This is a genomic window from Pseudomonas sp. GW821-FHT09D08, assembly GCF_059416305.1.
In genome coordinates, this window is sequence record NZ_JBWKOX010000019.1 from 41,099 (window position 1) to 61,320 (window position 20,222).

12 protein-coding genes and 1 pseudogene are annotated in these 20,222 nt (G+C 60.2%); 6 read left to right on the forward strand and 7 right to left on the reverse strand.

Annotated features, from left to right (window positions below):
• Positions 1-153 precede the first annotated feature (153 nt).
• A complete protein-coding gene (locus AC07OP_RS25345) occupies positions 154-930 on the forward strand; it encodes a helix-turn-helix domain-containing protein (RefSeq protein WP_495103160.1) in 777 nt (258 codons plus the stop codon).
• A 103-nt stretch (positions 931-1,033) separates the two neighbouring features.
• Complete coding sequence (gene yddG / locus AC07OP_RS25350; RefSeq protein WP_495103159.1) at positions 1,034-1,939, forward strand: aromatic amino acid exporter YddG; 906 nt, start codon at positions 1,034-1,036, stop codon at positions 1,937-1,939.
• A 109-nt stretch (positions 1,940-2,048) separates the two neighbouring features.
• Here the strand turns inward: yddG and AC07OP_RS25355 are convergent, their stop codons facing one another.
• The 7 genes and pseudogenes from AC07OP_RS25355 to glcD form a co-directional block, all read right to left on the reverse strand.
• Positions 2,049-3,113, reverse strand: a complete 1,065-nt coding sequence (locus AC07OP_RS25355) for a 2,3-butanediol dehydrogenase (protein ID WP_227451536.1) — start codon at positions 3,111-3,113, stop codon at positions 2,049-2,051.
• An 858-nt stretch (positions 3,114-3,971) separates the two neighbouring features.
• Positions 3,972-5,009: an IS110 family RNA-guided transposase gene (locus tag AC07OP_RS25360; protein ID WP_495103286.1), complete on the reverse strand. Its 1,038-nt coding sequence runs from the start codon at positions 5,007-5,009 to the stop codon at positions 3,972-3,974.
• A gap of 108 nt (positions 5,010-5,117) precedes the next feature.
• Entirely contained in the window at positions 5,118-5,753 is a 636-nt protein-coding gene (locus tag AC07OP_RS25365; protein WP_027607878.1) for a LysE family translocator, read from the reverse strand.
• A gap of 601 nt (positions 5,754-6,354) precedes the next feature.
• Entirely contained in the window at positions 6,355-7,392 is a 1,038-nt protein-coding gene (locus AC07OP_RS25370; protein ID WP_495109920.1) for an IS110 family RNA-guided transposase, read from the reverse strand.
• Between the two features lie 178 nt (positions 7,393-7,570).
• A pseudogene (gene glcF, locus AC07OP_RS25375) lies at positions 7,571-8,785 on the reverse strand (glycolate oxidase subunit GlcF); the annotation flags it as partial.
• A gap of 3 nt (positions 8,786-8,788) precedes the next feature.
• A complete protein-coding gene (gene glcE / locus AC07OP_RS25380) occupies positions 8,789-9,853 on the reverse strand; it encodes a glycolate oxidase subunit GlcE (protein WP_495102970.1) in 1,065 nt (354 codons plus the stop codon).
• A complete protein-coding gene (gene glcD, locus AC07OP_RS25385; protein WP_495102969.1) occupies positions 9,853-11,352 on the reverse strand; it encodes a glycolate oxidase subunit GlcD in 1,500 nt (499 codons plus the stop codon). The genes glcE and glcD overlap by 1 nt, the downstream gene beginning before the upstream one ends.
• A gap of 722 nt (positions 11,353-12,074) precedes the next feature.
• Between glcD and AC07OP_RS25390 the strand changes: the two genes are divergently transcribed.
• From AC07OP_RS25390 to AC07OP_RS25405, 4 genes are all read left to right on the forward strand, one after another.
• Complete coding sequence (locus AC07OP_RS25390; RefSeq protein ID WP_141155030.1) at positions 12,075-13,241, forward strand: hypothetical protein; 1,167 nt, start codon at positions 12,075-12,077, stop codon at positions 13,239-13,241.
• 28 nt (positions 13,242-13,269) lie between these two features.
• Positions 13,270-14,226: a hypothetical protein gene (locus tag AC07OP_RS25395; RefSeq protein WP_065941379.1), complete on the forward strand. Its 957-nt coding sequence runs from the start codon at positions 13,270-13,272 to the stop codon at positions 14,224-14,226.
• Between the two features lie 80 nt (positions 14,227-14,306).
• A complete protein-coding gene (locus AC07OP_RS25400; protein WP_495102968.1) occupies positions 14,307-15,698 on the forward strand; it encodes a hypothetical protein in 1,392 nt (463 codons plus the stop codon).
• A gap of 13 nt (positions 15,699-15,711) precedes the next feature.
• Entirely contained in the window at positions 15,712-20,211 is a 4,500-nt protein-coding gene (locus tag AC07OP_RS25405) for a DUF6603 domain-containing protein (protein WP_495102967.1), read from the forward strand.
• Positions 20,212-20,222 lie beyond the last annotated feature (11 nt).

A 20,222-nucleotide genomic window follows, 5' to 3' on the forward strand; every position in this document is an offset into this window, starting at 1 on the left:
GCAATGCCCCCCCTCTCGCACCTTTGAATCACACGCCTTAACGTCCTCATAAACACAACCCTAAGCCCAGCAAAATCCCTCCCCCCACATACAGTCTGGCATCCAACCAGAACCCTGACATACGATACCCCCCTCACCCCCGGAGACTCACGGATGAGCACCACCGCCCCCCAATCGCTCTCCCTCTCATTACGCTCCTACTCAGGTCAGGTCGAGCTTCACCAGCACGACTTCCATCAAATCGTGCTCCCTCAATCCGGGTCGATGGAGATTGAGGTCGACGGGCGAGGTGGCAAGGTCGATGCGAGCCAGGGGGTGGTGATTTCTGCGGGTTCCCGGCATACGTTCCTGGCCAACACCCATAACCGTTTCCTGGTGCTGGACGTCTCGACCGAGCGTGACGAGGCGCAGAAGGGTACGGTTGCGTCATTTGACCCACTCAACGACAAGCGCTTTTTTGCGGTCAGGCCCGATATACGGCATTTGCTCGATTACGCCAGCAGCAACGGGCCACAGTTGGTCGGCTCGCTCGCGATGGCCGAGTCCTGGAGTCGGTTGCTGTTGTGTTCGTTATTGCAGCCCGAGGTTGCGCGGAGCGATCCCGGTCAGTTCATTCTCGCTCGTGCGTTGGCCTACATTGAGCAGCACCTGGGCAGCGCCCTGACGGTGCATGATATTGCGCGTTATGCGGGCACCAGTGAGCGGCGTTTGTATGTGCTGTTTGGGCAGCACCTGAACACGACGCCGTTCTCGCATATCGCGAACTTGCGCCTGAATCTGGCCATTGACCTGCTGCGCCAAACGTCTTTGTCGATTATTGATATTGCGCATCGCGCCGGGTACGCCGACCAGAGTGCGTTAACCCATGCCCTGAAGAAAGCCCGCCATCTGACGCCGGCTGTGGTGCGTAAACAAGGGCGAGATCACTGAAAAAACAGCAGTCCCGAACAATTCTTTGGCGGGCCTGATCAATACTCGCTCTCTCGACCTTTCTATTGTTCCCGCTTGAGGATTATCCGCAGACGGGGCTTGCATGAGTACTTCCAACCCATCCATCACCCTTGCCAAGGGCGCCGCCAGTGCGACGCTGGTCGGGGTGATTGCCGTATTTTTGTGGGCGTGCCTGGCGCTTCTGACCACGTTGACCGCCGGGATCCCGGCCTTTCAGTTGCTGGCGTTGAGCTTCGCGGTCGCGTTCGTGGCCAGCCTGTGCGTGCTGGGGATGCGTGGCGCAGCAGGGTTCAGCAGCTGGCGCCAGCCCTGGCCTGTGTGGGCCACGGGGTTTGCCGGGATCTTTGTCTATCACGCGTTGTATTTCTTTGCGTTGAAGGCCGCGCCTGCGGCTGAAGCCAGCCTGATTGCCTACCTGTGGCCGCTGCTGATCGTGCTGCTGTCGAGCTTTGCCACCGGCGAGTCGCTGCGCAAGCGCCAGCTGCTGGGCGCCTTGCTCGGCCTGGCGGGGACGGCCTTCATCATGCAGCTGCGGGCCCGGAGTGACAGTGCGTCGATGCCGGTGATCGGTTACGCCGCAGCCTTTGCGTGTGCCTGGGTCTGGGCGATGTATTCGGTGTTCAACCGGCGGTTCAGCCATGTTCCGAGCAGCATCATCGGGGGGATCTGCGGGCTGGTGGCATTGGCCGGCGGGCTCTGTCACCTGGCTTTCGAAACCACGGTGCGGCCTGAGCCGGGCCAGTGGGCCGCAATCATCGCCCTGGGGCTGGGCCCTGTGGGCCTGGCTTTTTTCGCCTGGGACCACGCGACCAAGCACGGAAACCTATCGATGCTGGGCGCCCTGTCTTACCTGGCGCCGCTGTTCTCCACGCTGCTGCTGATTGCCGTGGGGCAAAGCGATGCCAAGCCGATCCTGATGATTCCCGCGGTGTTGATCATTACGGGGGCGGTTATCGCCACGTCACGCTCACGCACGACCTCACGGTGATCTCGACGGGCCGAGTTTTTCAGTCGTGCCCACACGCCCCCCACTCCCCTTCTCTGTCTTGCTTGGGGAGTCGGGAGCGGGGCAAAGACTGCGGCGGTCAGCGCGCGCGTCAGACCCTGGCAGGCGACACAATGATCTTCACATTGTGTTCCTTGTTTTTAACCAACTCCTCAAAGCCCTGCCCCACGATCTGCTCCAACTGAATGCGCCCCGTCACCAGCGGCGAGATGTCCAGCCGCCCATCCGCGATAAACGCGATCACGTCGGCGAACTCCCCGTTATAGGCCAGCGCGCCGAGTACCTGTTTTTCCGTGGCCACCAGCTCGAAGAAGTTGAATTCACTGGGTTCTTCGAAGATGCCCACCAGTACGCACTTGCCAGCCTTGCGGATCAGGTCGATGGCAAGTTTGGCCGTGTGTTTGTTGCCGATGCATTCGAAACTGACGTCCGCGCCGAGCCCGCCGGTCAGGCGGCGGACCTCGGCCAGGGCGTCGCATTCATTCGGATCGAGCACATGGGTCGCGCCCACTTCCCGGGCCTTGGTCTTGCGCGCGCCGGACATTTCCAGCGCGATCACCTGGGCCGCGCCCGCCGCCTTGGCGCACATGATGGTGCACAGGCCGATGGTGCCGGCACCGACCACCACGACGTTTTGCCCGAGCAGGCTTCCGGCTTTTTTCACCGCGTGCATGCCGACGGCCAGCGGCTCGATCAGCGCCCCGGCTTCAGCGGGGAAGTTCGCCGGTAGCTTGTACAGCAGGTTGGCGGGCACGTTGACCAGTTCTGCGAAGGCGCCGTTGTTCATCAGGCCGGTGAAGGCCAGGTTTTCGCAAATGTTGTAGAGCCCGTGGGTGCAGTAGTAGCAGGTGCCGCAATGTTGGCAGGCATCGGCCGCCACCGGCTCGCCGACGCTGAAACCCTGTACGCCGGCACCGAGTTCGACGATCTCGCCACAAAACTCATGACCGAGAATGCACTGGCCCTTAATCCCGGTCAGCGGGTGCGGAGCGTCAACCGGGATGAACACCGGTCCGGCCACGTACTCATGCAGATCGGACCCGCAAATGCCGCACCATTGCACGCGGATCTGCACCCAACCGGCAGGCGGCGAAACGGGCAGCGGCACGTCTTCGACGCGGATGTCGTTACGACCGTGCCAGACAGCGGCACGCATGCTGCGTTGCGAGTTGCTCGAAAGGCTCATAGCGAAGTCTCCTTGAAACGGTTGGCACTGGCGCGCCGGGTGGGTTGCCAGTGGCCAGAGCAAGGCCGGTGCCAGCTGTGCAAAAACGCCTGGACGCCCCTCTCCTAGAGCCGCCGAATGAACACCCAAGGATGGCCGGCATCGAGGTCAAACGAGACGCGCCATGCCAGATCGCACGCGGTAGCGACGAGACCGTGAGACGTTGCGTCTCACTGTAAGCGTTGGTGCCAGGGGCGTGCCTGATTCACCGCAGTCGTCTTCAATAGGGGCGCTTCGCACCCCAGCGCGGGGCAAGCCCGCTCACCACAGCAAGCCCGCTCACCACAGCAGCCCGCTCACCACAATAAGCTTGCGCAGGCTCACCCGATAACGCATTCGAGATTGCACCTCCACACCCCACGTGATCGAGGACTACTCTTAACTTGTGGTGAGCGGGCTTGCCCCGCGCTGGGGTGCGAAGCACCCCCAATGAAGACAAATGCGGTATACCCGATAGCGCACAGCGTCTGGTTTTGGGGCTGCTGCACAGCCCAACGCGGGGCAAGCCCGCTCATACATGGACGCCCCCAGTATGCCAAGCACTCAATTCGTGAAAACACAGACGGGATAAGGTTGCAGCCATACATCCGGACTTTAAGTGAGGCGGTGCCTCTGTCCCTGATGGAATTCGCTGATCGGGCTCTTATCACCACAACGCGCTCGAAGCGCTGTGAGCGGGGCAGAGTTACCCGATCCCGGTCCTACCTGTCTTGCCATCACGTCATGATCGCCTGAGCAACCTTGGAAGTACTCCTTCTAACGCATCACTTTTTCATTCCACCGGGCCGGCTACGCCACCGTTACGTCGGGGGTGTAGTCGGGTCGGAACTTGCCGCCATGGGCCAATAATGCCCAGGCTATCCGGGCCGTTTTATTAGCCTGTGCAACGACAGCAACGTTGGTGTGACGACGAGCCAATAACCCCTTCAGCCAATCCGCCGAAGGATCTGTCTTGCTCTCCACCACTCGCACTATCGAGCGTGAGCCATGAATCAGCAAGGTGCGTAAATAACCATCGCCCCGTTTACTGATCCCCAACAACGTGGGCTTTCCTCCGCTGGAGTGTTGTCGTGGTACTAACCCCAACCATGCCGCCATTTGCCGACCGTTACTGAAGTTTTTCGCGTCACCCACTGACGCCACTAGCGCGGTTGCAGTGAGTGGGCCAACGCCTGGGATTTCTGCCAGGCGGCAGCTGTCTTCATTGCTGCGATGCCATTGTTGAATCTCTCGTTCCAACTCGACGACCTGTCGATCCAGCTCTTTGAAATGCTCCATCAAGCGCTGCATCAGTTGGCGTAACGATTCAGGAAGAGCGTTTTCATGATCTTCCAAAATATCCGGCAAACGCTCGACGATATGTCGAATGCCCTGAGGCAAGACCACGCCAAATTCTCCAAGGAGCCCACGAATCGAATTAGCTTGTGCCGTTCTGGCCTTTACAAACCCTTGCCGTGCGCGATGCACCGCCAAAATAGCTTGCTGCTCTACCGTCTTGATCGGCACAAAGCGCATGTTGGGCCGAGTAACGGCTTCACAGATCGCTTCTGCGTCAGCTACATCGTTTTTGTTCGACTTCACGTAGGGCTTCACAAATTGCGGAGCCATTAACTTGACCGTATGACCAAGTGCCTGCAGTTTTCTTGCCCAATAGTGGGCTCCGCCACATGCCTCCATGCCCACTAGGCAGGGCTCCAGGTTGGCAAAAAAAGGGACAACCTGTTCACGTTTAAGCTGCTTCCTTAGCGCTGTTTTTCCTTGTTGATCGATCGCGTGAAGTTGAAACACAGCTTTTGCCAAGTCAACCGAAACAGTCGTAAGCTTCATGAGGACGCTCCCTTCCGCTAAGTGTGGGTAACACTTTAACTTTGGCACATAGATGCCGTTAGGAAGGGGGCGTCCATTCCATTACCACAGTGCCCTCAAACCCCGTCTTCAACGCCGCGCATCAAAAACCATGCGCACCGCCAGGCCAGCCAGCACCGTCCCCATCAGCCAGCGCTGCACCAGTTGCCATACCGGCTTGGCCGCCAGGAACGTCGCGATGGAACCGGCCATGATGGCGATCACCGCATTCACGCTCACACTGATCATGATCTGGGTAAACCCCAGCACGATGGATTGTGTCAGCACGCTGCCGTGGCCAGTGGGGGAGATGAATTGGGGCAGCAATGACAGATACATCACCGCGACTTTCGGGTTCAACAGGTTGGTCACAAAGCCCATCATGAACAGCTTGCGTGGGCCGTCCCTGGGCAAGTCGCGCACATGAAACGCCGAGCGCCCGCCGGGCTTGACCGCTTGCCAGGCCAGGTACAACAGGTAAAGCGCACCGCCGAGCCGGAGTGCGTCATACGCATACGGCACCGCCATCAGCAACGCGGTAATCCCCAGCGCCGCACACAGCATATACACGACGAAACCCAGCGCCACGCCGCCGAGTGAAATCAACCCGGCCAGCGGCCCCTGGCAGATCGAGCGCGAAATCAGGTAGATCATGTTCGGGCCGGGCGTCAGCACCATGCCAAGGGAAATCAGGCCATAAGCCAGCAGGCTCGACAGTTCGGGCATGGGTTAACTCCTGTAGGTTGAGCGCGTCGTTGCGCAGGTCGAATGCGCGTGATGGTAGTGCGGGAGCAGGGCGCGCGTTAGATACAGATCGGCTGACAAAACGTCATACAGGGGGCTTGGGCCGCCTGAGCACCCTTGGTTTGCGCCGGGCCCGTCAGTTAAGGGCGAACACCCTACTTGTGGTGAGCGGGCTTGCTGTGGTGAGCGGGCTTGCCCCGCGCTGGGCTGCGAAGCAGCCCCAATCAGGATCCCTGTGTTCTGTCAGGTAAACCGCAGCGCCTGGTTTTGGGTCTGCTACGCAGCCCAGCGCGGGGCAAGCCCGCTCATACATGGACGCCCCCAGTATGCCAAGCACTCAATTCGTGAAAACACAGACGGGATAAGGTTGCAGCCATACATCCGGACTTTAAGTGAGGCGGTGCCTCTGTCCCTGATGGAATTCGCTGATCGGGCTCTTATCACCACAACGCGCTCGAAGCGCTGTGAGCGGGGCAGAGTTACCCGATCCCGGTCCTACCTGTCTTGCCATCACGTCATGATCGCCTGAGCAACCTTGGAAGTACTCCTTCTAACGCATCACTTTTTCATTCCACCGGGCCGGCTACGCCACCGTTACGTCGGGGGTGTAGTCGGGTCGGAACTTGCCGCCATGGGCCAATAATGCCCAGGCTATCCGGGCCGTTTTATTAGCCTGTGCAACGACAGCAACGTTGGTGTGACGACGAGCCAATAACCCCTTCAGCCAATCCGCCGAAGGATCTGTCTTGCTCTCCACCACTCGCACTATCGAGCGTGAGCCATGAATCAGCAAGGTGCGTAAATAACCATCGCACCGTTTACTGATCACCAACACCGTGGGCTTTCCTCCGCTGGAGTGTTGTCGTGGTACTAACCCCAACCATGCCGCCATTTGCCGACCGTTACTGAAGTTTTTCGCGTCACCCACTGACGCCACTAGCGCGGTTGCAGTGAGTGGGCCAACGCCTGGGATTTCTGCCAGGCGGCAGCTGTCTTCATTGCTGCGATGCCATTGTTGAATCTCTCGTTCCAACTCGACGACCTGTCGATCCAGCTCTTTGAAATGCTCCATCAAGCGCTGCATCAGTTGGCGTAACGATTCAGGAAGAGCGTTTTCATGATCTTCCAAAATATCCGGCAAACGCTCGACGATATGTCGAATGCCCTGAGGCAAGACCACGCCAAATTCTCCAAGGAGCCCACGAATCGAATTAGCTTGTGCCGTTCTGGCCTTTACAAACCCTTGCCGTGCGCGATGCACCGCCAAAATAGCTTGCTGCTCTACCGTCTTGATCGGCACAAAGCGCATGTTGGGCCGAGTAACGGCTTCACAGATCGCTTCTGCGTCAGCTACATCGTTTTTGTTCGACTTCACGTAGGGCTTCACAAATTGCGGAGCCATTAACTTGACCGTATGACCAAGTGCCTGCAGTTTTCTTGCCCAATAGTGGGCTCCGCCACATGCCTCCATGCCCACTAGGCAGGGCTCCAGGTTGGCAAAAAAAGGGACAACCTGTTCACGTTTAAGCTGCTTCCTTAGCGCTGTTTTTCCTTGTTGATCGATCGCGTGAAGTTGAAACACAGCTTTTGCCAAGTCAACCGAAACAGTCGTAAGCTTCATGAGGACGCTCCCTTCCGCTAAGTGTGGGTAACACTTTAACTTTGGCACATAGATGCCGTTAGGAAGGGGGCGTCCATTCCATTACCACAGGGGGGCGATTCAATCCAGGCATTGCGCCCCGGCTAGTTTGCTGTGGGCTTCGATGCGTGCAGCCGCAAGGATTCTCCAGTACCTGCGAGGGCAACGCGGCCTCGACCAGTTCGATCCAGTGCCTGACCGGGGTGCGTCCCGCGCCGTCGAGGTGGGACTGGCAGCCGATATTGGCGGTGACGATAACGTCTGGGTGTCCGCTTTCCAGCGCATTCAGCTTGTTATCGCGCAGTTGCCGCGACAATTCGGGCTGGGTCAGCGAATAGGTGCCCGCCGAGCCGCAGCACAGGTGGCCGTCGGGAACCGCGGTCAGGTTGAAGCCCAGGCTTGTCAGCAGGGTTTCAACGGCTCCGCCGAGTTTTTGCGCGTGCTGCAAGGTGCAGGGGCAGTGGAACGCCAGGCGCTGGTCGCTGTGTACACCGAGCTTATCCAGCGGCTCGCCGCGCAGCACTTCAACCAGGTCCCTGGCCAGGGCACTGACCCTGTGCGCCTTGTCGGCATACGCCGGGTCAGTGCTGAGCAGGTGGCCGTAATCCTTGATAAAGGCCCCGCAGCCGCTGGCGGTTTGCACAATGGCCTCGGCCCCGTTTTCAATGCTCGGCCACCATGCATCAATGTTGCGGCGGGCACGCTCAAGGCCCGCAGCCTGAGCGTCGAGGTGGTAATCCACCGCACCGCAGCAGCCTGCCTCGCGGGTGGATATGACGCTGATCCCCAGGCGATCCAGCACCCGCGCCGTGGCGGCGTTGGTATTGGGGGACAGACTCGGTTGCACGCAGCCCTCAAGCATCAATACCTGGCGGGCGTGGCGCGTGGTCGGGCGCGGTTTGGGCGGGTAGACGCGGCGAGGCAACTTGGCCTGCAAGGTGTTGGGCAACAATGCCCGAAATAGCTGGCCACTGCCGATCAGCAGGTTGAATAGGGCGGGATTGGGAACGACGCTGCGCAACCTCTCGCGCAGCAAACGCTGACTGAGTGGGCGCGGTACTGCCGCGTCGACCACCGCCCGGCCGATGTCGAGCAAATTGTGATAGTCGACGCCGGAGGGGCAGGTGGTTTCGCAGTTACGGCAGGACAGGCACCGGTCCAGGTGTTGCTGGGTCTTTTGCGTGACTTCATTGCCTTCGAGCACCTGCTTGATCAGGTAGATGCGCCCCCTCGGGCCATCCAGTTCATCGCCCAGCAGTTGATAGGTCGGGCAAGTGGCATTGCAAAAACCGCAGTGCACGCAACTGCGCAGGATGCGTTCGGCTTCTTCGGCGCGCGGCAGTCGGCGGGCGTCTTCGCTCAAGGTGGTCTGCATGGTTCAAAGCTCCGCGTACAGGCGACCGGGGTTGAAGATGCCCCGTGGATCGAGTTGCTGCTTCAGGTTCCGGTGGTAGCGCATCAACGTGTCGGGCAGCGGTTGGAAGGGACTGTCAATCAGGCCCGGGTGGTAGCAGGTCCCATGCCCGCCGGCTTTTTCGACCACCGCGCGAATGACCCTCGCGTCGGCGTCGGATTTGAGCCAGCGCTGGGCGCCACCCCAGTCGATCAATTGGGTACCTGGCAGCGCCAGTCGGGGCGTGTTGTGCGGCAAGGACAGGCGCCAAAGGGGCAGTTCCTCATCGAAAAAACTCAACCGGTGTTCGTTCAGGTCTTGCCAGTAGGCCGCGTCCAGCAACTCGCCGCCCAAGCGCTCATGGGCCGCCGCCACCGAGCCTTCGCCCCCTTCGAGCCGCAGGTGCAGGCGCTGGCCATCGTGACACGCCGCGCTGATCGGCAGCGGTTGCTGCCCCCATTCCGCCAGGCGCAGCAAGGCACGGTCGGTGTCCATTTCCAGGCTGATACTCAAGGTTTGCCGTGGTTTGGGCAGGACCTTGAGGGACACTTCGGTCACCACCCCAAGTGCGCCGTAACTGCCGGCCATCAAGCGCGACAGATCGTAGCCGGCGACGTTCTTCATGACCTCGCCGCCGAAGCGCAAATGCTTGCCCTGTCCGGTGATGACCCGCGTCCCGAGGACAAAGTCGCGGACCGATCCTGACCAGGGGCGTCGCGGTCCCGAGAGTCCGCAGGCAATCATGCCGCCGACGGTGGCGTGTTCACCGAAGGAGGGCGGTTCGCAAGGCAGCATCTGGTGCGCGGCGTCCAGTACTTCTGCCAACTCCGCCAAGGGCGTGCCGCAACGGGCGGTGATCACCAGTTCCGTCGGGTCGTAGCTGACGATGCCCCGGTGGGCGCGGGTGTCGAGGACTTCCCCGGTGACAGCGCGGCCGAGGAACGCCTTGCTGTTGGAGCCCTGGATACGCAGCGGCGTGGCGTCGTTCAGCGCCTGGTTGACCTGCTCCAGCAGCGCTGCGCTGGCGTCGATAGGGGGGGCGCTGCGCATCAGAAACGCTCCAGGTCGGGGAAGGGCACCTGACCCAGATGAACGTGCATGGCGCCAAACTCGGCGCATCGATGCAACGTCGGGATGTTCTTGCCGGGGTTGAGCAATCCGCCGGGGTCGAAGGCGGCTTTGACGGCGTGGAACACGGTCAGCTCATCGCTATTGAACTGGGCGCACATCTGATTGATCTTCTCGCGACCCACACCGTGTTCACCGGTAATGCTGCCGCCGACCTTCACGCACAATTCGAGGATCTTGCCGCCCAGGGCTTCGGCGCGGTCGAGTTCGCCCGGTTGATTGGCATCGAACAGGATCAGCGGGTGCATGTTGCCGTCGCCGGCGTGGAAAACATTCGCTACCCGCAGGCCGTACTCGGTCGATAACGCCGCGATAGCGTGCAGCACCCCAGGCAGTTCGCGGCGCGGGATTGTCCCGTCCATGCAGTAATAATCCGGTGAGAGGCGGCCCACCGCCGGAAACGCATTCTTGCGCCCGGCCCAGAAACCCACGCGTTCAGCCTCATCCCGAGCCTGGCGCACTTCGGTGGCGCCGGCCTGTTCCAGCACCTGGCGCACGCGGTGGCAGTCATCGTGGACGTCGGCTTCCACGCCATCGAGTTCACACAACAGAATCGCTTCGGCGTCCACCGGGTAGCCGGCGTGAATGAAGTCTTCGGCGGCGCGAATGGCCAGGTTGTCCATCATCTCCAGGCCGCCCGGGATGATGCCGGCGGCAATGATGTCACCGACCGCACGGCCAGCCTTTTCGACGCAATCGAAGGCGGCCAGCAGCACTTTGGCGGTTTGTGGTTTGGGCAGCAGCTTGACCGTGACCTCGGTGATCACCCCGAGCATGCCTTCGGAGCCGGTGAACAACGCGAGCAGATCGAAACCCGGAGCATCGAGGGCCTGGGACCCCAGGCTCAGAGGTTCGCCGTCTACGGTTAGCACGTCGACTTTGAGCAGGTTGTGCACGGTCAGCCCGTACTTCAGGCAATGCACGCCACCGGCGTTTTCCGCCACATTACCGCCGATGGAACAGGCGATCTGCGAGGAAGGGTCCGGCGCGTAATACAAGCCAAAGGGCGCAGCCGCCTGGGAAATCGCCAGGTTGCGTACCCCCGGCTGAACCCGGGCGGTGCGGGCGGCGGGGTCGATGTGCAGAATGTTGTTGAAGCGCGCCATCACCAGCAGCACGCCTTTTTCCAGCGGCAGCGCACCGCCGGACAACCCGGTGCCCGCGCCGCGAGCCACCACCGGTACACGCCGCTCATGGCAGACTCGAAGCACGCCCTGGACCTGATCGATGTGGCGCGGCAGCACCACCAGCATGGGCGTGGTGCGATAAGCCGAGAGTCCGTCGCATTCGTACGGCTTGAGCGCTTCGCGCTGGTGCAGGATTTCCAGGTCAGGCAAGCGAGTCTGCAGGGCGTGCAGCAGCGCCTGTTTGTCGACGTCAGGCAGGACACCGTCGACGCGTTCATCGTAGAGAATGTTCATAGTCGGTAGGCGACCCTCCGTTGTTTTTATTCGAGGTCTGTTCCGATGCAGCTGGCTTGCATCATTCGCCTGGGGCGATTTACTGTCCAGTCGATTAGTCGGATGTTTGGGCAGTCGTGAGTCGAACGCTGAAGCTGCTCATACCCGCTTGAGATTGCATGGACAGCACAGGAACGGACAGTAACCGGGACTCGTCGAGCCGATTTTGCAAGCCCATTCCTCCCCCCTGTCGATTGTTATCCTCAGCGAGATATGCTCAGACGACCGGCGGTAGCAAACCGGGCCGGAAAAAATTAGACAGGGTGATGGCTCGTTGCTATACCCATTCAGCGGATACACCCGCCACACCGGTAATGGGGAGCGCAGCCCCCCAACCGGGCATATAAAGTTCTGATCTAGCATTCCAGTGTTAAGCAGTCGAGATTTTCAATCGCAATGGTTCTCTGCCACTCCGGCCGAGAGCTCGGATCGCTGACCTAGGCCAAGGAGGCCGATGATGCGTTTGCCAATGATTTGCTCGAACTCATTTCCCTTCCTGCAACACCTGTCGAACGCCGACCGGCGCACGCTCGCCGTTCGTGTCGAACGCTACCCAATACCTCGATACCCGTAGACCGTTGCAAGTCACCTGATGTGATGTTGCATGGAGAGGGTTTAACCGGCGCATCCATCTAAGTTGTCATCATTCCGACTATCACTCTTTTAAAATGTGAGGCCTCATCATGGCTGTCAAAAATGATTTTCTGATTCGAAATAATCTGAGTGACACTGGTAAATTACCGCGCTCGGGGAGCTGGACCGGGAGCCCCGATATCCTGGTCGCTGGCCAAAGTGCGCTGACGACCCAGGAAATGGTTTCGAAGTATGACCAAGCTTACGATCAGGACGTAAAAGAGTTCTTCAGCAATAACTTTTATGTCCGCGCGAAAAACGTCAGTGCGGCAAATGTCTCCCAAAACATCTATTTGTTTCAGGTGCCGCAGAATCTCTTCCTGGCCCCGAATGTCTGGTACAACCAAGACAGTCTGATGAACTACACCTCCGTCGTCGAGGACCCTAACGATCCGAGAAAAACCATTGAAGTGCGGCAGAACTATCAAACCCTGACTGCCGGTCCAGGAGAAGTAGTTGCCACTAATGCGTTCACCTGGAAGCCGCAAACCACCGAGCACCATTGCCTGATAGCGGTCGTCGCGGACAGTTTCGATGCGGTGAATGCGCAGTTCCCGTCGGGCGTCAATTCCAGCGTCGATCAATACGCGGCGTGGATCTACGCCAACCGCAACCTGGGCTGGCACAACGTGAATATCCAGGCGGTCTCGGCCTCGGATGTTTATGAGCAGCAGATCAGCATGAACCAGACTTGGGATGATGCGCTGTTCACCTGCTCTATCCAGATAACCAACGTGCCGGTCGGGGCGGTCGTCGGTTTCTCGTCAAACAACAACACCAAATGGGGCGACTCCATTGCCGTCGGGGACACCCCCGTACCGCAAAAACCCGGTGCTCCAGACCCCAACGTCAACCCCAACTTTATCGTCGGCACCAATGTGAAAATCCAGGGTGGTTATGCCGGCAAAGTCACCTTCTATGTCAACTTCAAAGGCAAGCCAAAGCCCGCAAACTTCACCATGCAGTTTGTTGTGACCAATGCACCTGAACTGTCGGCTGCAGTGCGTGCCAGCATCAGTGATTTGCTGGATGGGGATCAGAACCTGGAGAACCATTACAAGCGTTGCAACTTCGATGAACACAGTGTGTTTGTGGACTCGAAAAACGGCGAGCGGTACCTGGGCTACGAAGGCTACAGGACACTCCTGGATGTAGAGCCGACGCTGGTGACAATTGTCGGTTCCAATGGCGTTGTTCCCAACGGCGGCTTCCGTTAGGCCGAAACCTTTTAAGGAGGAATGCAACATGTCTAATGACTACAACTGGCTATTCGTGCGCAACAACCTGGCCCAGACATCGCCAGGCAAGACGCCGCCGAACGACGCCTCGCCGGACCTCATCACCCGCAGTGCGCCCGCCGGCCCCGCGGACCTCAGCAGTTTCGTGGAGTGCTACGACCAGGGCTTTTCGCAGGCTGTCGATTATCACGGCACCAACTACGTGTATGTCCGGGCCAAGAACCTGAGCACGGATGTCACTAAGACGGCCGTCGGCAGCGTTCAGCTGTGGTATTGCAGCGCGGATAACATCAACAAGAAGCTGCAGTGGGTCCGATTGAACACCCAGGACCAGAGCAACGTTGTCAGCATCAGCGCGCCAGGGCAGGGGGTGGCCGTCACCGACACGCCGTTCCTGTTCAGCAACGTGTCGCCACCCGTACAGGGTGCGCCGTATAACCTGATCGCCTTCATTACCGATGCCAACCATCCGGCACCTGCCGGCAGCGCGATTATCCCGCTGCAAGAGGCGATCGTGGAAGCGGGTAATGCGGCCTACGTTGCGCTGGCGATCCCGCCCAAGCCGCCGACTCCCGCCACAGGCTTCGGCTGGTCGAGCACAGTTGCACTGAATAACGCCAATCCGGTGGATGTGACGGTGGCGTTGTCGTCTTCCAGGTTTGATCCGGATGCCGAAATGTATTTCATCTTCGATACCCCGGATGCCAACGGCGAGATCATCTCGATCGGTAAGTCCCCGCTGGTCACCGGGCGAGTCTTTGCTACCAGTGCGACGTTGCCGGCCAACTACGTCAGCAAAGTCACCGCCTATTACAACGCCAAGGTCCCCGTCAGCGGCCAGCTCAGCGCAGATTTCGCGCTGCAGGTGATTCAGGCTCCCCCGCAGGGTGGGGGGGTACAGCCGTCGAAATTGCTCGAGCAGTTCAAGGTGTCGCTGACGCAACTCCTTGCGGTTGCCAAGTAAGGCCCTAGCCCAGCGCAGGGGACCGCGCAGGCGGTCTCCTGCAACAGCCACTCACTTGGATAACCGGGTCAGGAGTATTTATGGCGATTACCCTGCGCGTGAAAAGCAACTATGGCGGCAACCTGGTCAGTCAAAAGTATCAGCCGATTGAAACCCCGGTACTCGAAGATACCGACCAGAGCGATTGCCTGGAGTTGGTCAACGACAGGATCGATGTATTGCGCGACGCGGGAAAGCTGCCCCGGGCGCTGGACTTCTACACCAACGGCACCTCGGCCGCGATTCTACTCGCCGAAAACAATGCTGCGTCCCTGCCGCCGCTGGTCGTCATTTCAAGCAATCGCAGCGACTGGATCGCCTCCGGTTTCGCACGCGGTGCGGATCTTCTGCAAGACCTGAGGCAGACCCACTTCGCCAATGTGTCGGACCTGCAAGCTTTCAATGCACGCACCCAGCAAAACCCTAGCGGCCAAATCGTGCCAGACACGCGCCCGGTACCGGCCTGGTATTACCCGGGGCGGGTCAATGATGCCAATCGGCGCATCTATCTCATTGTTCACGCTCTCGAATACCCCAAGTACTGGAAAGTCTTGCACACCGTTCCCAACCTGCATGTCATCGGTTGGTCGTTCCATAACGATGCCGGCTGGCTGCTGGGTGGGAACTATCCCTATGTCGGTTTCGGCGCCAGCCGTTACGCGGCCATCGAGTTTTGCAAATGGCTGCGGCGCAGCTCCAACAATCGCTGGAACTACGCCTGGCTGGTGGATGACAACGTCTATCACCTTAATGCCTTCCGGGGGCTGGCCGCCGCCGAAGGTGCGATGCTCGCACGCGGCTTCATCGGGATGGGATTTGGCAGCGAAACGGCCACCGATACCACCGACAGCATCATTGCTGATCGTCAGGCGCATCGAAGGTTGCTGGGCAGCCCGGGTGGGGACTACCTGAACTCGGTGTTCAGGACAGACCGGGTACTCCAGCAGGCGGTGCTGTGGAACATCGACTGGCTTGACCAGAACAACCTGAACTTCAGCCCGTATTTCATCGCCTCGGCCGAGGACACCAGCCTCACCAACTATCTCGACATCAAGAGGCACGCCTTTGGCATCACCACTGAGTCGACCATCCTCAAGCAGACGAACAGCTATTTCGACAGCGACGAGAAGGGCAAGGTCCTCAACAGCATCCGTTACAACTACGAACGCTGGTATGCGATCACTGAAGGCACCAAGAGCGTCATCAATCAGGGCGCAGCCGCCACGCCTGTCTCGCTGAAGGACTTCATCGTCAACAGCGTGTTCCCCGTTTCGCAGATCGCTTCCCAGGCCGGGAATGCCGAAGCTCGCAACCGTGCCATCTGCCAGGCCGTGGAATCGATCATCGCTGCCGGGGTGAAGAAGGCCGGCTTTATCCCCGACAAGTTGTTCCAGCCCAACGGTAATAACCAACAAGTGACCAATATCACTTGAGCAGGAGTCCACAGTGGATATCAATCAACTGGCAAGCGACCTACGCAAGCAGGCAGCGGACAACGGTAAGGTGGTGCTCGATAACCGCCTGCTGAGCGATGAGCAGGTAGCGGACATCGCCACCGCGTTCTTGTTGGAAAAAGGCACCAAGCTGACGGTCGAGGGCCTGCAGAGCAGCGATGTCAGCGGGCCCGACCAAGGCGTCGTGCGAGTCAACACCGGGACCGCTGCGCTGCTCAAGGTCAGCGAAGTCGGCGTCCAGCTGAGTTTTACCGCCAGTGATGGCAAGGTGGCTGTACTTATCGGTGCAACCTTGCCGCCGGGCTGGGAGCTTGCTTCCAGCTTCCCGGGGATGACGTTCTTCCCCTTTGGGCTGTTGAAACCAGCCAACCCGCGCTTCGTCTATACCTCGCTGGCACAGACGACCTATCGCTGGTCAAAGGACGATGCGACCTTCATTTGCCTGGCCCAAGGACAGAACTTCCTGTCCACGATCGGGCTGGAGAACATCAGCGGTGTCGGCGCGATTCTCGGCGATCTGGTGGGCAGTACGCCGTACAAGTTCTATGGGCCGTTCGCCCCGGCCGCAGATGCGCCGTACCCGACCGGGCGGCTTAGCGCCCCGGTTTCCGAAGGCGTGTTTTCCATTGGGGTAGGGGACTGGCGGTTGAGCCTGGCTGCGCCAGCGGTGGGGGTGAGCATCAGCGAGAAGGGCGATGAGCCCCAGCAGATCGGCTTCGCAATCTCCTCGCTGTTCGACGGCAAACTCGACTGCGGCGTGGAGATCACCCGGAGCCTCGATTCGCTGGTGATTTTCGCGCAACCGGCACCGGGTGCGACGTTCAGCGCGTCGGACCTGATCAAGAGCCTGCCGGGCGGGCAACACTACGACGAGTACATTCCAAGTGTGCTCAGCAAGGTGTTCGAGAACATCGGCCTGACGTTCTATCGCATGGTGCTGGCGAACAAATCGGCACCGGTCAGTTCGGTCACGCTCGCCATCCATACCGAGGCCCCCTGGACACTGATACCCAGCGTGCTGTCGTTGGAGTCGCTGACGCTGATGGTCAGGCTGACCGAGCCCGCCGGACCGAAGCCCACGACTAATGTCGAGATCCGGGCCTCGGCGCAGTTCCTGCCAACGATCTTCAACACCACGTTCGACTTTTCGATCGTGCTCGTCAAACAGGCGGCCGCTTGGAATATCGACCTGATCAGCGGGCAGATGACCGATAGTGTGTCGCTGGGCAGTATCGTCAAGGGTGTGGTCAGTGCGTCGGTGCCGGTGCCCGATGTGCTGAGCACCATCGTGTTCGACAGTTTCGGCGTGACGGTGGCAGGGGGCGAAAGCAATTATGCCTACACGGTGTTCGGGGCTGCCCGCACGGCGTTCACGCTCTTGGACACCAGCGTGGATGCACAGATGTCGGTGCTGTTCAAAAAGACTGGCGCGGACGCATCTGTAGCGCTGACAGGCAGCTTCGTGATTGGGCAGCAGAACTTCAGTTTCGCCCTGACGTTCGATTCCGGCACCCAGCCCGGCCTGAAGATCCAGGCGAACTGGAAAGCCCAGGACAACGACTACCTGCAGTTCGCAGATATCGCCGGGGCGCTGGGTTTCTCGATTCCCGCCATCCCTGCGGAACTTGACCTGGCCCTGTCGCAGGCGAGCTTCGTCTATGACATGAGCAACAACACCGTGCTGCTGTCGGCGACTTCGGCCCATTACGGCACAGGCACTTTCGTGGCGCTCAAATCCCTGGACCCGAAGACCGGGACCAGTACCTCGAACTACGTGTTTCAGATGCTGCTCGGCTTTGAAGCGTCGCTGGCCGATCTGCCGCTCGTGGGCAAGATCTTCACCGACGATAACCTGGGCAGCATCAAGAACGTGCAGGCGCTCTTCGCCGCATCGCCCCTCAGCGCCGATGAGGTGCAAAAGCTCAACGCCTTGCTGACGCAGGCACAGGTGCCGTGCCGCTTGCCGTTACCTAAGGATGCCAAGGGCTCGACCACGGTTATTGCCGCAGGCTTCAACTTTGCCGCCGACATCGAACTGGGCGGCGTAGCGTTGCCGCTCTCGGCCGGTGGCGATACCGCACCCGTGAGCACGCAGACGGTGGCGGCCGTAGCGGCGAAACCACCGGCGGGCAATGCCGCCTGGTTGACGGTGGGGAAATCCATCGGCCCGGTGTCGCTCGCCCGCGTCGGTGTACGTTACGAAGACGGCCGTGTTTGGCTGCTGATCGATGCCGGGTTCAGCCTGGCGATGTTGTCCTTCGATCTGCAGGGCCTGGGGCTCGGCTTCAAGATCCCTGATAGCAAGGGCTCGGATCTGGACATCTCGGCCCAACTGGATGGCATGAGCCTGGCGTTGCAGACCGGTCCGCTGAGCATCGCCGGTGGCTTCCTGCGCTTTGACAAAGACTACCTGGGGGAAGCGCGGGTCAATGTGGCGACGTTCTCGCTCACCGCCATCGGTGGCTATGCGCCCGATGAAAGCTCCTTCTTTATCTTTGTTCGGCTTCAGCAACCGCTGGGTGGGCCGCCATTTTTCTTCGTGACGGGGCTGGCTGGCGGTTTTGGCATCAACCGTAGCCTGGGGCTGCCGAGCATCGACCAACTGACCAGCTACCCGTTGCTGCCGCAGAACAACAAGCGCCCGGAAAACAGCTTTCCCACCACCCTGGGTACGAGCAATCCTGGGCAAGTGTTGCAACAAACGCTGGTCAAGACTGCAGCGTACATTCATCCACAGGCGGGCGAGTACTGGGTGGCGGCCGGCATCGATTTCACCTCGTTCGAAATGGTCGACGCCACCGCTTTGCTCACGGTGTCCTTCGGCGTCTCGCTGGAAGTGGCGCTGCTCGGAATCTGTCGAGTGACGGTGCCCAAGGGTGCGCCAAAGCCCATCGTCTACCTCGAAGTAGCGCTGGAGGCGCGTTTCGAGTCCAGCAGCGGACTGATCGCCGTCGATGGCCGTCTGACCCCGGCGTCGTTCATCTACGCCGGGCTCTGCCACGTCAGTGGCGGGTTTGCGTTCTACACCTGGTTCGCCGGTGAACACTCCGGAGAGTTTCTGGTCTCGATGGGCGGCTACAGCCCGCGGTTCAAGAAACCTGACTATTTCCCGACCGTGCCGCGCTTGCAGATGGTCTATGAAACCGGGCCGCTGGTGCTCAAGGGCGAATGCTACTTCGCGCTGCTCTCGCACACGCTGATGGCGGGTTTCACGGTCCAGGCCACTTGGGAATCGGGGCCGATCAGCGCCTGGTTCAGCGTGGGAATCGATTTTCTGCTGGGCTGGCGGCCGTTCCATTACGAAGCCGCCGCGTATATTCACCTGGGCGCCTCGTTCAAGGCCAACCTGCTGTTTGTCACCGTCAAAATCACGATTCACGTGGGTGTCGATCTGAACATCTGGGGCCCCGAGTTCGGCGGTGTAGCCACGATTGACCTGGACATCATCAGTTTCAGCGTGCGCTTCGGCAGCGGCAGGGCCGAACCCGATCCCGTGACTTGGGAAGACTTCAAAACGTCGTTCCTGCCGGCGGCAAATGGCGACACAAAACGCCTGGAGATGTTCAGCCGCACCGACGCCGACAAGGCCGGTGACGTACAGCCAACCCAACTGGTCAGGGGCACGGTCCAGCAGGGTTTGATCAGCGACCTCAAGGCCAAGGACAGCACGGCCTTCTTCGACTGGGTACTCGACCCCAATCATTTCGGTATCGCCTCGAGCATGGTCATTCCCAGCAAGACGGCGCGGTTCAACGACTTCAAGGTCAATACGCCGTTCACCCCGGCGGGCGCGTTCACCTATGTCGGTAGCGGCACGCCCGCCGCGAGGCCCACGGCCCATGGCGCGAATGACGAGGGTGCGGGCTGGGCCGATGATTTCGGTGTCCTGCCCATGGCGCTGAAGGCTAGCCAGTTCATCGTCGACCATCAGATGCAATTGACTCGCCTGCCAGCCGGCGAGGACTACACCAAACCTGAAAACTACAACGTGCCGGTCAACGAAGTGGCGGTCGGCATCGCCTTGCAGAACGCCCAGTCTGCCCTGTGGGCCGGGCAGGACCCGGGCATCAACGGGGCGCGGATGATCGCCAACACCCTGAGTGGCCTGGAACTCTCGCCAATGATCCGTCACCCGGCAATCACCGCGGACGCGGACCTTTGGGCGCTGCTTTTCGACACCACGAAGAAGATGCTCTGGCTGCTCGATACACCCACCGTCGCCACCCGCGACAGCTTCGCCGCCGTCATCAGCGAGGAGGGCACCGTGCTGACCTACACCCGTGCGACCGCCAGCATCCGCAACGTCAGCTTCGAACTGGCCGACCTGGCGGCGGCAGCGGTCGCCGCCGAACGCAAGAAGATGGTCGATAGCCTCGACTCGCTCGGTTTCAACTTTGACAGCGCCGCACTCGATGTCAGCCGTCTGGCCCGTTACCCGCTCTGGGACTGGCCGCTGATTCGTGTGCTCGGCGAGGAAACGAGTGCAATTTGATCACTACGTGT